Annotated in this window: 13 protein-coding genes; 10 read left to right on the plus strand and 3 right to left on the minus strand. The window is 71.9% G+C overall.

Translation table 11 applies throughout. From position 1 onward, the window contains the following. The first annotated feature begins 277 nt into the window (after positions 1-277). Genes lysX through ASF78_RS14955 form a run of 3 tightly spaced genes read left to right on the plus strand, consistent with a single transcriptional unit; the run spans position 278 to position 5,531 of the window. Entirely contained in the window at positions 278-3,643 is a 3,366-nt protein-coding gene (gene lysX / locus ASF78_RS14945; protein WP_082495112.1) for a bifunctional lysylphosphatidylglycerol synthetase/lysine--tRNA ligase LysX, read from the plus strand. Positions 3,644-3,666: 23 nt separating this feature from the next. After that, a complete protein-coding gene (locus ASF78_RS14950) occupies positions 3,667-4,818 on the plus strand; it encodes an esterase family protein (protein ID WP_056591100.1) in 1,152 nt (383 codons plus the stop codon). An 11-nt stretch (positions 4,819-4,829) separates the two neighbouring features. Continuing rightward, entirely contained in the window at positions 4,830-5,531 is a 702-nt protein-coding gene (locus tag ASF78_RS14955; RefSeq protein ID WP_056591727.1) for a Pr6Pr family membrane protein, read from the plus strand. A gap of 84 nt (positions 5,532-5,615) precedes the next feature. Here ASF78_RS14955 and ASF78_RS14960 read toward each other — a convergent pair whose 3' ends face one another. Together ASF78_RS14960 and ASF78_RS14965 are read right to left on the minus strand one after the other, a co-directional pair. After that, positions 5,616-6,824, minus strand: coding sequence for a sensor histidine kinase (locus ASF78_RS14960; RefSeq protein WP_056591103.1), 1,209 nt, complete (start codon positions 6,822-6,824; stop codon positions 5,616-5,618). Beyond that, complete coding sequence (locus tag ASF78_RS14965) at positions 6,821-7,459, minus strand: response regulator transcription factor (protein WP_056591106.1); 639 nt, start codon at positions 7,457-7,459, stop codon at positions 6,821-6,823. Before ASF78_RS14965 ends, ASF78_RS14960 begins: the two co-directional genes overlap by 4 nt. Positions 7,460-7,598: 139 nt before the next feature. On the opposite strand from ASF78_RS14965, the gene ASF78_RS14970 reads away from it, so the two are divergent. The 4 genes from ASF78_RS14970 to ASF78_RS22445 all read left to right on the plus strand — a co-directional run bounded on the left by ASF78_RS14970 (position 7,599) and on the right by ASF78_RS22445 (position 10,051). Further along, complete coding sequence (locus ASF78_RS14970) at positions 7,599-8,060, plus strand: peptidoglycan-binding protein (RefSeq protein ID WP_056591109.1); 462 nt, start codon at positions 7,599-7,601, stop codon at positions 8,058-8,060. 85 nt (positions 8,061-8,145) lie between these two features. Continuing rightward, on the plus strand, positions 8,146-8,685 hold the full coding sequence (locus ASF78_RS14975) for a DUF6790 family protein (RefSeq protein WP_056591112.1): 540 nt from the start codon (positions 8,146-8,148) through the stop codon (positions 8,683-8,685). A gap of 39 nt (positions 8,686-8,724) precedes the next feature. Beyond that, positions 8,725-9,894, plus strand: a complete 1,170-nt coding sequence (locus tag ASF78_RS14980; RefSeq protein ID WP_056591113.1) for a S9 family peptidase — start codon at positions 8,725-8,727, stop codon at positions 9,892-9,894. 4 nt (positions 9,895-9,898) lie between these two features. After that, complete coding sequence (locus ASF78_RS22445; protein WP_156374187.1) at positions 9,899-10,051, plus strand: hypothetical protein; 153 nt, start codon at positions 9,899-9,901, stop codon at positions 10,049-10,051. Positions 10,052-10,358: 307 nt separating this feature from the next. On the opposite strand, the gene ASF78_RS14985 is transcribed toward ASF78_RS22445, so the two are convergent. Further along, complete coding sequence (locus ASF78_RS14985; protein ID WP_156374188.1) at positions 10,359-11,669, minus strand: vanadium-dependent haloperoxidase; 1,311 nt, start codon at positions 11,667-11,669, stop codon at positions 10,359-10,361. A 415-nt stretch (positions 11,670-12,084) separates the two neighbouring features. On the opposite strand from ASF78_RS14985, the gene ASF78_RS14990 reads away from it, so the two are divergent. The 3 genes from ASF78_RS14990 to ASF78_RS15000 are packed head-to-tail and all read left to right on the plus strand — an operon-like array spanning position 12,085 to position 15,031. After that, the gene (locus tag ASF78_RS14990) at positions 12,085-13,464 is read left to right on the plus strand and encodes an L-fuculokinase (protein WP_056591115.1); all 1,380 of its coding nucleotides are present in this window, start codon (positions 12,085-12,087) and stop codon (positions 13,462-13,464) included. Between the two features lie 57 nt (positions 13,465-13,521). After that, positions 13,522-14,424, plus strand: coding sequence for a tagatose-bisphosphate aldolase (locus tag ASF78_RS14995; protein WP_056591117.1), 903 nt, complete (start codon positions 13,522-13,524; stop codon positions 14,422-14,424). Between the two features lie 19 nt (positions 14,425-14,443). Then, positions 14,444-15,031: an AAA family ATPase gene (locus tag ASF78_RS15000; protein WP_056591120.1), complete on the plus strand. Its 588-nt coding sequence runs from the start codon at positions 14,444-14,446 to the stop codon at positions 15,029-15,031. Positions 15,032-15,046 lie beyond the last annotated feature (15 nt).

Consider the following 15,046-nt stretch of genomic DNA (forward strand, 5'->3'; position numbering starts at 1 on the left):
CGGGTCGCCACGCGCAGCGGGGTGCAGGTGGCCCACGCCGATGATCGAGCCGAGCACGAGCGCCGTCGCCTGCGGGAGCCCGAGCGCGCGCGTCGGGCCGGTGCGCGGCTGGGTGCTCGCTTCGTGACCCACCACGTCGGCACGGTGTCGCGGGCCGAGACCGGATCGACGGGGGTAAGTCTGGCGCCGCGGCCGAAGCCCCCGTTATGTTCCAGAGAGCAACCGTCATGGCGAGGGACGAGCGCGGCCCTGCCCGGTTCGGAGCGCAGGGAGCACCATGGCCGACGGAGCGATCACGGCGCCGCCCCGCGAGGACGTCGCACGACCGCCGGAGCCGCCCACGGTGCGTGACACCGGCCGACTCGACGACCGATGGCCGGACCGTTTCGCTGCCGTGATGTTCCTCGCCGCCGGGTTGGTGCTGCTCTCGGCGGCCACCCCGCCGCTCCGGCACTACTTCATGCACCCCGACGACGTCGTGTCGACGCTGACCATCCCGATCATCCCCAACATCGTCTACGCGGCGCTGCTGGCCTGCATCGCGGTCGCGCTGCACCGCCGGCTGCGGGCGGCGTGGTGGGTGCTGGTGATCTGGTGGCTGCTCCTGCCGCAGGTGGGCCGGGTGGTGGACCTGGTCGAGGGCGGGTCGCCGCTGAACGTGGCGGGCCTGGTGCTGGTCACCGCGGGGCTCGTGGTCGCGGTGCGGGCGCGGCCGCAGTTCAGCGCCCGGACGGTCCGCGGCAGCTTCTGGCGGGCACTCGCGTTCTTCCTGGTCGGCGGGGCGGTGATGCTGTTCGTCGGGGCGTGGCTGGTGACCCGGTTCGGGAACGCCCCCGACAGCGGGTCCGCGGCGTTCTTCGTGTGGGACGCCATGGTCGGTGACCTGGGCGAGGTGGACACCGAGAGCGACGCGACGGCTCCGTGGTGGGTGCGCGGCATCCTCAACCTGCTCGGCGCGGCGACGATCATCGGCGCGACCATCCTGCTGTTCCGGTCCCCGTCGTACACCCGCATGCTCGATGCGACGGACGAGGCGCGGGTGCGGACCTTGCTGAAGGAGTTCGGGTCGGAGGACTCGCTGGGCTACTTCGCGACGCGCCGGGACAAGGCCGTGGTGTGGGAGACGGGGGACGCGGCGACGGCGCGGGCGGGCGTGTCGTACCGGGTGGTCGGGTCGGTCAGCCTGGCCAGCGGCAACCCGGTCGGGGACCCGCTGCACTGGCCGGCCGCGATCGAGCAGTGGCGTCGGCAGGCCCGGCGGAACGGCTGGTCGCTGGCGGTCATGGGCGCGGGCAGCGCCGGCGCGCTCGCCTACACGGAGGCCGGGCTGACGGCGTGGGAGATCGGCGACGAGGCGATCCTGGACATGCGGTCGTTCTCGCTCGCGGGCCCCGGGATGAAAGCGGTCCGGCAGTCCGTGACGCGGCTGCAGCGCAAGGGGTACACCACTCGGGTCACCAAGCACGAGGCGCTCGACGCGGAGCAGTTCGCTGCGCTCGACGCGGCGGCGGCCCAGTGGCGTGGCGACGGCGGCGACGAGCGAGGGTTCTCGATGGCTCTCGGCCGCCTCGGCGACCGGCTCGACGGCGACTGCGTGCTCGTGGAGACGCACGACGGCGACGGGGTGCTGCGCGGGTTCCTCAGCTTCGTGCCGTGGGGGCGCACGGGGGTGTCGCTCGACCTGATGCGGCGTGATCCGACGGCCGACAACGGCCTGGTCGAGCTGATGGTCTCCTCCCTGGCCGAGCGCGCGACGGCGTTCGGAGCGGGCCGCGTGTCCCTGAACTTCGCGATGTTCCGGGAGGCGTTCGAGCGCGGTGCCGAGGTCGGCGCCGGTCCCATCGCGCGGCTGTGGCGGCAGTCGCTGGTGCTGGCCAGCCGGAACTGGCAGCTGGAGTCGCTGTACCGCTCGAACGCGAAGTACCAGCCGGAGTGGCAGCCGCGGTTCATCTGCTTCGAGTACACCTCCGACCTGCCCCGCGTCGGCACCGCTGCCGGCAGCGCCGAAGGCTTCCTGACCCGCCCGTCGCTGAAGCTGCTGAACCGGCGCGGACGCGGAGTCGACACGCTGGACCGAGCGGGGGAGGACTACGCGGCCCAGGTCGTGGCGCAGATCCCCGCCGCGACGGACGCTGTCGAGGAGGCGATGTCGGCGCACAAGCTGCCCGAGCAGCAGCGGGTCCGTCGTGCGAAGGCCGACCGCCTGCGCGCCCGCGGCATCGACCCCTACCCGGTGACGTACCCGCGAACGGACACGCTCGCCGCCGTCCGTGCCGAGGCCGGGGCGCTGCCCCCTGACACCGCGACAGGACGGCAGGTCTCCGTCGTCGGCCGCGTCATCCGCAAGCGGGACGGCGGCAGGCTGGGATTCGGGACGCTGCGGGACGGCAGCGGGGACCTCCAGGTCATGGTCGGTGCGGACGTCGTCAGCGCCGACGATCTCGAGCTGTGGCGCCACGACGTCGACCTGGGCGACCACATCGGGGTCACGGGCGAGGTGATCACGACGAAGCGCGGGGAGCTGTCGGTGCGTGCGGAGTCGCTGGCGATCACCAGCAAGTCCCTGCGTCCGCTGCCCGACAAGCACAAGGGCCTGACCGACCCCGAGGCTCGCATCCGCGCACGGTACGTGGACCTGATCGTCCGCCCGGCCGCGCGGGACATCGCCTACACGCGGGCCACGGTGGTGCGCAGCGTGCGCGACTCCCTGCACGCGCGCGGGTTCACCGAGGTGGAGACCCCGGTGCTCCAGACCATCCACGGCGGCGCCAACGCCCGCCCGTTCGAGACGCACATCAACGCCTACGACCTGGACCTGTACCTGCGTATCGCCACCGAGCTGCACCTCAAGCGGCTCGTCGTGGGCGGGATGGAGAAGGTGTTCGAGATCGGGCGGCAGTTCCGCAACGAGGGCGTCGACTTCAAGCACAACCCGGAGTTCACGTCGCTCGAGGTGTACGAGACGTACGGCGACTACGACACGATGCGGGTGCTCACCCAGGAGATGATCCAGGAGGCGGCCGTCGCCGTGTACGGGGAACCGGTCGCACGCCGTGCCGACGCCGACGGCAAGATCACCGAGTACGACCTGTCCGGGACCTGGCCGGTGAAGACGATCTGCCAGGCCGTCTCGGAGAAGCTCGGTGAGGAGATCACGGCCGACACGTCGCTGGAGGTGCTGAACCGGCACGCGGACGTCCTCGGGCTGGACCTCGACCCGGACGCCACGTGGGGCGTGGTGCTCGAGGAGATCTACGGCGAGCTGTGCGAGAGCACGACCACGACACCGGTGTTCTACACCGACTTCCCCAAGGAGAACTCGCCGCTGACCCGCGAGCACCGGGTGGACCCGCGGCTGGCGGAGAAGTGGGACCTGGTGATCTTCGCGGCCGAGCAGGGCACCGCGTACTCCGAGCTCGTCGACCCGCTCGAGCAGCGCCGACGGCTCGTCGCGCAGTCGCTGCTGGCAGCCGCGGGCGACCCGGAGGCCATGCAGGTCGACGAGGACTTCCTCACCGCCCTGGAGTACGCGATGCCGCCGACGGGCGGGATGGGTCTCGGCGTCGACCGGCTCGTCATGAACCTCACCGGGCTGAGCATCCGGGACACCATCCTGTTCCCCCTCGTCCGACCGACCCGCTGACGGCGGACCGCGGGCTGTCGCCGATGATCACGCTCGGGTCGGACACCTCCGACATCCGGATCCCTCCCGACGTGCTCAGGGAGCTCGCAGGCGGCGGTGACTGGATCAGCTCCTGGTGGAGCGTGGCGCTTCTGTCACTGCTCGCGGCCGGGGGCGTCTTCTGGGCGGTGCGCCGGCGTCGTGCGCACCGCTGGTCGTGGCCGATGTGGACGTGCGCTTCCCTGGCGGTCTTCGCTGCGCTCGGGCTCACGGCGAACATCGTCGTCGGCTACGTGCCGAACGTGGCGGCGGCGCGGGTCACGCTCTCCAGCTGGGGCCTCGCCGGACCGCCCGCGCCGATCGAGCACGGCTCCGCCCGCTCACGGGCGGGCGGTCGCGACGAAGGTTCGGTCGAGGCCGTCCACGTCCCGGCGCCGGCCGCCGACGCGATGCCGTCGTCGAGCCTGACGTGGGTCTACACGCCACCGGGGTACGGCACAGACCCGTCGAGCAGGTACCCCGTCGTCTACCTCGTCCACGGCAGCCCGGGGGAGGGCGGCGACTGGTTCGCTGCGGGCGACGTGGCGCACGTGATGGACATCCTGCTCGACCACCAGCTGGTCGACCCGATGATCGTCGTCGCCCTGGACGTCAACGGGACAGGACCCTCGGCCGTGGACACCGAGTGCCTGGACTCGACCACCGGAGGCTCTCAGGTAGAGACCTACCTGACCCGGACGGTGGTCCCGTGGGTCGACGCCACCTACCGGACGACAGCGGACTGGAAGCACCGCACGATCGGCGGATTCTCGTCGGGCGGCTTCTGTGCGCTCGACCAGGGGCTGCGCCACCCCGAGCTGTACGGCACGATCCTGGCACTCGACACGACGGGCGACCCGGGGACCGGGGGAACCGCGATGCTCGCCACGCAGGCCGAGTGGGAGGAGCACGACGTCACGGCCTACGCGTCGACGATCCCGTTGCCGCACCCGGTCGCCGTCTTCGTGGATCTCGCCGGCGCCAACGACGGCGACCCGCGCAAGGACAGCACGGCCATCGCCGACGCGCTGCGCGCACGAGGCCAGGACGTCTTTCAGCGCGAGGAGAAGGGCCTCGACCACACGTGGAACTTCGCGCGCGCCGCGATCCCGTACGGCCTGGTGTTCGCGTCGAGGCAGATGGGAACGACGCCGTGAGCTCCGCTCCGGTGACGACGACACGCGTTGCTGAACCCCGCACGGCATCACGGGTGTGGCACCTGCTCATCGCGCTGAACGTCGTGGCCGCACTCGTCATCCAGGTCTGGCTCATCCTGACCGGTGGCCCGGACCCGAACACCGGCGAGACCGTCGCGACGGTCGGGGTCGCCACCCGGATGGTCCAGACGCTCAGCTTCTTCACCATCCAGAGCAACCTCCTGGTCCTGATCGTTGCCGTCACCCTGGTCATCGACCCCGTCCGGGACGGACGGTTCTGGCGGGTCCTGCGCCTGGACGCGCTGCTCGGCATCACGATCACCGGCCTGGTCTTCGACCTGATCCTCATCGACTACGTCGACCCCACGGGCTGGCAGCTGGTCGCGACCATCGGCTTCCACTACATCGCGCCGTGGGGGACCCTGCTCGGCTGGTTGCTGTACGGACCCCGCCCGCGCATCGACCGCTCCACCATCGCGTGGGCGTCGGTGTGGCCGATTGCCTGGATCGCCTGCACGTTCATCCGAGGCGCCCTCGTCGACTGGTACCCCTACCCGTTCCTGGACGTGGACAAGGTCGGCTACGCCGAGGCCCTCGGCGCCACCGTGGCCGTCCTCGCGGTCGCCGGGGTCCTGGTCGCGATCTTCACGCGCCTCGACCGGATGCGCAGCATCGGCGAGCGCCCCGTGTCGACCACCGCTGCCCCGCAGTAGACGGCGTCGCGAGCGTGGCACCGGTGCGACGAGGGGACCTCGCACGGGGCCGGTGTCGGCCGGCGAACATCGGCCCTCCGCCCGTCACCGCAGCGGCAGCTCGGCCGCCGCCGTGGTGCCTCGCTCGGCGCCCCGCGCGAGGTGCAGGCTGCCGCCTGCCGACTCCAGCCGGATGCGTCGCGACGCGAGCCCGATGTGACCCTCACCCACGCGACGGTCGGCCTCGTCGAGGTCGAAGCCGATCCCGTCGTCGACGATGACCATGCGCGCGACTCCGTCGGCCAGCGTCAGGCTCACGTCCACCCGCGACGCCTGTGCGTGCCTGACCACGTTGTTCAGCAGCTCGCGCGCCGCGCCGAACAGCAGCTCGTCCGCGGACGTCGGCAGATCCCGCGGCCACGACGTGATGTCGACGCTCGTGGCGAGACCCGCCCGAGCGCCGGTCGACTCGACGAGGGTGCGCAACGCGACGGGCAGGCCCGCCGAGTCGAGTACGGCAGGGTGCAGCTCGGTCATGGTCGACCGCAGCAGCTGCGACGTCTCGCGCAGCGCATGCTCGACCCGGGCGAGCGCCTCGGGGTCGTCGCGGACGTCCACCAGCTCCTGGCGTGCGGCGAGAACGTACTGCAGCGCGCCGTCGTGCAGGTTCTCGGCGAGAGTCCGTCGTTCGCGGTCCTCGACCTGGAGCGTCTCGTCGAGCAGCGCGCTGCGGTCCGCGGCCAGGTCGCCGATGGCGTCCACCCGAGAGCGCTGCAGTCGAGTCAGCAGGATGCAGCCGATCCCCACGCCGACCAGCACCAGGGTGCGCAGCAGCACCGAGGGCCAGGGCTCGCCGTTCGCCCGCTGCGCCACGACCGCAGACCAGAAGAACGCCGCGACCGTGGGCACGACGACCGCCACGCAGATCCACGGCCGCAGCTGTGTCGCGGCGAGCACGGGGAGCACGAAGAACCCGGTGATGAGGATGTCCGCGGTCCAGCTGACGTCGTCCGAGAGGCCCGCGATGGTGGTGACCGCGGTGAGCGCGACGACGTCCACCAGCAGGGCGAGCCAGATGTACAGGATGAGACGCTGCGGGACGAGCGTGACGACCGCGGACCAGGTCAGGTACGCGATCGCGATCGCCAGGCATGCGGGAGCGTCCCTCGCGGGCGGCACCACGATCACCACGAGGAGCACGAACGCCGCCAGGAAGCAGCGCAGCACCACCTGGACCGTGACCCCGCGCGACGCGTGCTCGAGCAGGATCCGGCGGATCGCCGGCTCCTGGGACAGCCGCGCCAGGTCGCTCACTCGAGCAGCCCTCGTCGCATCGCCTCCGCCACCGCCGCCGCGCGGTCCGACACGCCGAGCTTCTCGTACAACCGCTGGGTGTGGGTCTTGACGGTGCTCGCGCCGATGTAGAGCTCGGCGGCCAGCTGGGGGATCGACAGGCCGCGCGCGAACCCGTCGAGGACCTGCCGCTCCCGCTCGCTGAGCACCGGCTGGTCGGGCTGGGCGCGCAGCCGGATCTGGTCGACGAGCGCCGCGGTCAGCTCGGGCGGCACGACGGTGTCGCCCCTCGCGACGCGCAGCACCGCCTCCACGATCTCGGTGCGGCTCGCGTCCTTGGACAGGTACCCGCGGGCGCCCTCCTGCAGAGCGCGGAACACGACCGCGCTGTCGGTCACCGCCGACAGCAGCAGCACCCGCGTGGGCAGGGCGTCCCGGACCACCGCGTGCACCACCTCGATGCCGTCGAGGTCCGGCATCTGGTAGTCGACGACCGCGACGTCCGGGCTCTCGGACCTGATCAGGTCCAGGCCGTCCCGACCGCCCCCCGCGTCTCCCACCACCGAGATCCGACCGCTCTGGACGAGCCCCCGACGGATGCCGTCCCGGAAGAACGGATGGTCGTCGACGACCACGGCGCGCACGAGGTTCTGCACCTTCGTCAGCGTAGAGGTCCACCGATCGGGGGACACCAGCATCAGCCGGTGGACCGTCCGACCGGCCGACGGGGCGGGGTCCGGCGCGGCCGGAGAGTGGAGACATCAGCACGGCACGCACTCACCGGAGGACAGCACGATGACCGCCCAGCTCCCCACCCCGACCACCACCACGCGCAACCGCGGCATCATCGCCGGCGCCGCGGCCGTCATCGCCGGAGGCGCCCTCGTCGGCGGCCTGATGTTCGGCCTGGGCGGTACGGGCACCACCCCCTCGTCGGCGGCGGACAACGTCCCGGCACCGGCACCGGACACCCACAGCATCGTGATCCACGACGACACGAACCACTCCGTGACCCCGGCTCCCACCCCGAAGCCGCAGCCGCAGCCGTCGTCCGCGGTGTCCACGCTCCAGGAGGAGCTCGGTCAGCTGAACTACTACAACGGGTCGATCGACGGAGTGATGGGCCCGCAGACCACGGCGGCGATCACCTACCTGCAGCGCGACGCGGGCCTGCCGCAGACCGGCGTCATGAACACCGCGACCAACGCGGCGCTGATGAACGACCTCGCGCACGGCAACAACCAGATGGCCGGCTGACCCCGGTCGCGGACAGCCACACCCCGAGCCCCTGGCCCTCGACGCCGAGGGGGCGCGCCCAGCACATCGAGAGGACCTGACCACCATGACCACCACCCAGACCCGGACCAGCACTCCCGCACCGGCCCCCACCGCACCTGCGCCGGCCGCGCGCCGCCACGGCGTGATGGGCGTCCTGCCCTACATCGGCGTGATCCTGTTCGGCGTCGCCTCCTACCAGCAGTTCTCCGGCGGGGTCGCCGCCGCCGGCGACTGGGGGCCGACCCTCGTGACCAACGCCGTCGTGTACCTGATCGGCTGGAGCATGCTCGGCGCCGGCATCGCGCACCTGCTGTTCAGCCGCCGGACCTCGGCGTCGATCGGCTTCACACCGGGCGGCTTCCAGACCGAGGTCGGGTTCGCGGACCTCGCCATGGGCGTCACGGCTCTGCTGGCCGCCGGCTACTCCAAGGAGTACGCACTGGCCATCATCCTGGTCAGCTCGATCTACCGGGTCGGATGCGGCATCGGGCACATCCGCTCGATGGTCCGCGACCGCAACTTCGCGATCAACAACACCGCGATCCTGGTCGTGAACTTCCTGGTCCCGGCGTTCCTGCTGTTCGCGTACACCACCTGGGCCTGAGGCCCGACCGACGAGGCACCGAGATCACGGGGGCACAGCATGGGAACGCCGGACACGATCGTCTTCGCGGACGAGTTCTACGACGGGGCGCTGGCCCGCACGCTCGCCGCCAGCTACGCCGAGATGGCCGATCTCGGCGAGGCCCTCGCCACCGCCCGGGCAGTGGGAAGGCCGACACCGCAGGGGTGGTACACCGCCTGGTCAGCCCGTGCCGACCGCGTCAACGCCCTCGGCGAGCGCGCCGAGACGGCCGGGAACCACCTCACGGCCCGGGCCGCGTTCCTGCGGGCCAGCGAGTACTACCGCCAGGCCCTGTTCTTCATCCGTCGGGACCCTGAGGACCCGCGCCTGCTCGGCGCCCTCGAGCGCCACGTGGCCAGCTTCGCCCGGGCGCTGCCGATGCTCGACTGTCATGCCGAGGCGATCGCGATCCCCTACGAGGGAACCACCCTGAAGGGCTTCTTCTTCGCCCCCGACGACGCCGGGACGGCCCGTCCGACCATGGTGTTCCCCGCCGGGTACGACTCGACCGCGGAGAACGGGTACGTCAACGTGCCCGCGGCGCTCGCGCGCGGGTACAACGCCGTGGTCTTCGAGGGGCCCGGCCAGGGAGAGGCGCTGTACCGACAGCACCTGCCGTTCCGCCCCGACTTCGACGCCGTGCTGTCACCGCTGATCGACCTCCTGCTCACGCGGGCCGACGTGTCGGCCGACAAGGTCGTGCTCATCGGCAGGTCCTTCGCCGGGTACCTCGCGCCCCAGGCCGCCACGGTCGAGCACCGTCTCGCCGCACTGGTCTGCGACCCGGCGCAGCCTGCGATGTCGATGAAGATCCCCGCCGGTGTGGTGGGCAGGATCGCCGTGCCGGTCATCCGGCTGCAGATGCGCCGCAGCGTCGACCGGGCCGAGTTCTTCGGCGCCCGCATGGCGGGCCACGGCCTCACCGACGTCCGGGCCTACCTCCGCGAGCTCGGCCGCTTCGACATGCTCGCCGACGCCGGGCGCATCACCTGCCCCACCCTGCTCGTCGAGTGCGAGGGCGACTTCGCCGGCGGCGCCGGACCCGTCCTGCAGGCCGCCCTGCGGTGCCGGAACACGCTCATCCGTCTCGGCGCAGCCCAGGGCGCCGGGGGTCACGTCGGAGGCCTCGGCCAACGGGTGTGGGAAGGAGCCGTCTACGACTGGATCGCGGCCGAGCTGCACGTCTGACGCCTTGCCCCCACCCACCGACGGGGGTGGGGCGATCCCGCTGCGGGACAACCACTCCTTGCACGTCCTCCGCCGGCAGACCGACGGGAGCTGGCTCATCGTCTCGGAGATGTACTCGGACTCCCGCACCGACCACTCCTACGCGCACCACTCCTGAGCGGGTGTCCTTGCTGGCTGCGCGCTCGCGAGGTTCTCCGCGGAGCAGAGCGAGAGGAAGCGCGGCGCACTCTTGCTCGACACGGGCAGCCCGCGGATGGCCCTCTCAACACCACCCACCGCATCACGACGAGCGACGTAGCTGGGGGAGCCACGCGACCTTGCGGGCCGCGGCCTCACCGTCGAGGAGCGGGCGACGGCGCGGCCGACGCTCCCGTACGAACAGACCCGCCCGGAGCCGTGAGTCGGGCAGGGAGAGCCACCACGAGGCGGACCGCCGGCCTTCCCGCGGCCCGCCCCGGGTGTTCCTAGCGGTCGAAGTGGTGGCGCAGGACGTACCTGGCGGTCCGCTGGCCGATCTCGGTGCCGTCGTCGACGGCGCTGCGGAAGTGGACGCCGCCCCAGATCCTGGCGTTCGCGACCTCGAGGTCGAGGTCGTGCCGGGTGTCGAAGTGCCGGGCCGCGGCGCCGGTCACGCTGGGCACGGTGAAGTCGATGCGCGCGGTGCCCAGGAACCGCGTGATCACGATCCCGGAGGCGGGCGTGATGCAACCGTGCGCGCTCGGGTACTCCGGGTGGTTCGGCGTCGGGATCAGTGGCGTCCAGGACGGGTCAGCGATCGTGCGGCGGTTCCCGTCGGTGTCCCCAGCGGGGATCGCTGTCACCGGGCGCCAGAACGCGTACCGGTACTTGGCGTCGAAGCAGGCGATCAAGGCGTCGGCGTAGGTCACGGACATCATGGCCTGGAAACGCGCGGCGTCGGCCAGGTCAAGGTCGTGCTGGTCGAGGAAGAAGCGGAACGAGGCGTGGGCCTGCGTGAACGGCGGCTCGCCCCAGAACCGGGCGGCCGCCGTCTGGTCCGGGGTCCGGACGGTGCTCGTGGCCGACCCGATCGCTGCCACCTCGGCGTAGTCCTTGGCCCACCGCCGGCTGTCGAGGTTCGGTGGCCCGTCGGGGCGGAACTGGTCTGCCGAGCGCAGCGCGAACGGGCGCATCCCGGGGAGGAACGTCCCCAACGGCGGGGTAGGAGCGGTCGGGACCCACGTCCCGGCCGGCGCCGGGACCGGCGGCGTGTAGGGCACCGGGACGCGGAAGCCGTCGTCGCGGCGCAGCTCGATCAAGGCGGCGGCGACGCGCTCGCCGACGGCGACACCGGCCGTCTCGGCGCTGCCGTCGGGGATCGACGCGAGCGCCGCCTGGTACGCCGGGTCGAGGATCGTCGGCTTCTGGGCGGGTAGGTAATGTGCCAGGACCCGGTGCGCGGCGGTCGACACCGCCGCCTCGGCGGACGCGCCGCGAGGGGCGTCGGCGTCCACGGCGAAGTGATCGCCGCGGCCGTGGACCGCCACCGCGGCGTCGTACTCCGCGATCGCGACGTAGGCGAACATCACGTGGCTCTCGACGGGGTTGAATCCGGCGGCGACGATGGCCTGGGTGGCCGTGAGGTCCCACGCGGCGACGAAGGGGTCCGGAGTGCCGTGGGAGTGGTCGCCGGCGACGGCGACCCCGGATCCGGCCATCGTGCACCCGACGGCGAGCGCTGCCACGACGGCGGGAGCACGCCATCGACGGCCACCGAGACTGCGTGCTTGCACGGAACTGCTGGTGCGCCTGGACATCGTTGTCTCCTTCGGCTGACTTTCGCATGCCTCGGGCACCCCGAGACATCGGCAGGGCCATCCGGTCCGGTCGATACCAGTAGACGCCCGACACGAGGGAAACGGTGCGGAGGATCCGACACGAACCGACGAGCCGCCGCCTCGGCAGGGTGGACGACACCAGAGCCTGATGACGTCCTTCCGTGACCACTGGCGCGGGAGTGCACTCGGGCGAGGCAGGGCGGCCAACCCCGTGCGTCCTCCGGGATTGACATGGACCTGCCTCGAGCCGCAGTATCTAGACCTGATATGACACCGGTGTCAGACACCGGTGTCACAAAGGGAGAGAAGCAGGGACCGGCGCCGCCGGAGACGCGCGCCAGACCTGCAGGCACGACGAAATCGACGCCCCAGTGGAGGAAGCAGTGCGACAGCGGTGAGCCGACGACTCGTTGCCGGCCTGGATCTCGGCAGCACGGGGATCAAGGTCCTGATCGCAGACGAGCTCGGGAGGGAGGTCCTGGTCCGTCAGCAGCCGACGCCCTGGCGCGCCGGGCCGGGCGGGACGACGGAGCTCGATGCGGGCGCCCTGATCGGGAGCGTCCGGGCGCTCCTGTCGACCGCAGCCCAGGACGTGCGGGCAGCCACGGACGATCCCCTCGCGACGATCGAGGTGCTCGCCGTGTCGGGCATGGGGGAGACCGGCTTCCTGGTCGGTCGCGACGGCCGCGCCGTCGCCGCCGGCATCGCGTGGTTCGACCCTCGGGGCCGAGCCGAGATCGGCTCCCTGCCGACGCACATGCTCGAGGAGTTCGCCGGGCGCACCGGGCTCCCGGCGGGCGCCCAGGTATCCGTGGCCAAGCTGATCCACCTGCGGAACTCCGGGGTGGACCTGCGCGACGTGCGGTGGTTCAACCTCCCGGAGTTCATCGCGATGACGATGGGCACGGAGGGGGTGAGCGAGTACTCCCTCGCCTCGCGAACCGGACTCCTGGATCAAGACACGGGGAAGCCGTGGCTCGAGCTGATCGAGCACCTGGGCGCATCCGAGCGTCTGCTGCCACCGCTCGTGCACGCGGGCACTCCACTCGGCACGGCGAGTGCTCCCTGGGTCCCGGACGGGTTCCTGGGCGCCCAGGTCACCGTCGCCGGCCACGACCACCTCGTCTCCGCGGTGTCCGGCGGGGTCATCTCCCGCGATCGCTACCACGTGTCCATGGGGACCGCGGAGGTGCTCCTGCGGGTCATCGACGAGCCGCTGTCGTTCGACGATCGCGCCGAGCTCGCCCGGCACCTCATCAACTCGGTCCGGCACGTCATCCCTGGCCAGTCCGTGATCGTCGCCGGGGTCAAGAGCGGGCTCCTGATGCGCCGCGCCCTGCAGCTGGCCGGGATCACGGACCGAGCGGGCCGGGACAGGCTGGACGAGGACGCCTCCGCGCTGCCGCTCGACGGTGCGCTCGACGCGGGCAGCGTCGAGGTCCGTGGTGCCCGCAACGACGACGGGGTGCTCGCCCTGACGGTCCGCGGGGACGGAGTCAGCCCCGCCGAGCTGTTCAACGCCGTGCTGCGGCACAGCAACGACGAGATCCAGCTTCTCGTCGACGCCATGGACCGAGTGATCGCCCCGGCCCGCTCCAGCCTGCTCACCGGCGGGTGGGCGGGCATGGCGAGCGTCCAACGAGCGCGTAGCGCCGTGCTTCCCGGGCTGGTCGTCTCCGGCCGGGACCAGGACACCGCGTACGGCGCGGCCCTCTTCGCCCTAGGTCTGCTCGAGACAGACCTCCAACCTGCCGTCAGCCGCGACTCGGCCTGACGTCCTGCACAGTCCGCGAGCACCCGCTCGGAACCGATAGTGAATCTGGAGAGTCCCATGAACGAGCTCACCACCCTCGAGCGTCGCGGCATGGCCGCGATCTCGACGCCCGCCGGCCACATGCTGATCGTGGCGGCCGACCAGCGCAACGGCATGAAGGCCGTGATGACCGATGCCCCCGACGGACCGGGCTCCGTCACGCTGGCCCAGCTCGCCGGTGCGAAGGCCGACCTCGTGGAGTACCTGGGCAACGAGGCACCCGCGATCCTCCTCGATCCCGAGGTCGCGCTGCCGGCGATCGTCGACGACGGCACGCTCGCCCGTGGCACCGCGCTCGTCGTGGGCATGGACGCGTCCGGGTTCGAGACCGTCGACGGTCTGAAGTTCACGCACTTCGTCGACGGCGTCACGGCGCGGACCGTCCGCGAGCTGGGCGGCGACGTCGCGAAGATGCTCTGGTACATGCGGCCCGACAAGCAGGACGCCGCCTCGCGCGTGGGCGACGAGATCCGTGACCTGGTGAAGTCCTGCGAGGCCGAGGGCCTGCTGCTGATCGTCGAGGTGCTCACGTACCGGCTCGAGGACGAGAGCGAGGCCGACTACCAGGCGGCGTTCCCGCAGCTCGTCGCGGACGCAGCGCGCATCTCGGTCGAGTGCGGCGCCAAGGTACTCAAGCTCCCTTACCCCGGGTCTGCCGCCGCGTGCGCGGCCGTGACCGCGGCCGCGGACGGCGTGCCGTGGGCCGTCCTGTCCGCTGGCGTCAACCACGAGACGTTCATCAAGCAGGTCGAGATCGCCGTCGCGAACGGCGCCCGAGGCGCGATGGCCGGGCGGTCACTGTGGAAGGACAGCCTCGCGGTGTCGCACGAGACCCGGCACGACCTGCTCACGACGCGGGCGCTGCCCCGTCTGCGCGAGCTGGCCGCGGTCGTCGACGGAGCGCCGGCCGGCGCACGATGAGCTGTCGCCGGACAGTGCCGTGAACGAGCGGGTCCGGGAGCCCCAGGCGGTCGTCGTCACGGGACCGCCGGGGTCGGGCAAGAGCACCCTGGCAGCCGTCCTGGCGGCGCGCCTGGGCGCAGCCCTGCTCGACCTCGACACGGCCACGGCCGATCTCACCGCCGTCGTCGGCGACCTGCTGGAGGTCGAGGACCTCGACGACCCGGTGCTGGCGCGCGCCACCCGGACCGCGCGCTACGCGGCGATCACCGCGCTGGCAGAGGAGAACCTGCGGCTGGGCCTGAGTGTCGTGCTGGTCGCACCGTTCACGGCAGAGCGCCGCGACCCGACGGCGTGGGCCGCCCTGGCGGCTCGGCTCGAGGCTGCGGGCGGCAGACCCGCCCTCGTCTGGCTCGAGATCGACGCCGCGACTGTCGAGGAACGGATCCGACGGCGCGGCGCCGGTCGGGACGCTCCCAGGCTCGCTCGAGGGGGCGGCGTGTCCGGCGTGGACCTCGCCGCCCCGCCGGTGCCGCACATCCGTGCCGACGCCGCACAAGCGCCCGAGACGCTGGCGGACGCCGTGCTCGAGCGCGTGCTCCGCGGTGATGTGCCATCGGTGTCATAGATTCTCCGCAGACTC

Origin of the sequence: Cellulomonas sp. Leaf334 (genome assembly GCF_001424195.1) — a bacterium.
GTDB lineage: Bacteria > Actinomycetota > Actinomycetes > Actinomycetales > Cellulomonadaceae > Cellulomonas.

What these genes read in the sequence shown, in the direction of transcription:
- lysX (WP_082495112.1), top strand. Translation starts at nt 278, where the DNA reads ATGGCCGACGGAGCGATCACGGCGCCGCCCCGCGAGGACGTCGCACGA.
- ASF78_RS14950 (WP_056591100.1), top strand. Translation starts at nt 3,667, where the DNA reads ATGATCACGCTCGGGTCGGACACCTCCGACATCCGGATCCCTCCCGAC.
- ASF78_RS14970 (WP_056591109.1), top strand. Translation starts at nt 7,599, where the DNA reads ATGACCGCCCAGCTCCCCACCCCGACCACCACCACGCGCAACCGCGGC.
- ASF78_RS14980 (WP_056591113.1), top strand. Translation starts at nt 8,725, where the DNA reads ATGGGAACGCCGGACACGATCGTCTTCGCGGACGAGTTCTACGACGGG.
- ASF78_RS14985 (WP_156374188.1), bottom strand. Translation starts at nt 11,669, where the DNA reads ATGTCCAGGCGCACCAGCAGTTCCGTGCAAGCACGCAGTCTCGGTGGC.
- ASF78_RS14975 (WP_056591112.1), top strand. Translation starts at nt 8,146, where the DNA reads ATGACCACCACCCAGACCCGGACCAGCACTCCCGCACCGGCCCCCACC.
- ASF78_RS14995 (WP_056591117.1), top strand. Translation starts at nt 13,522, where the DNA reads ATGAACGAGCTCACCACCCTCGAGCGTCGCGGCATGGCCGCGATCTCG.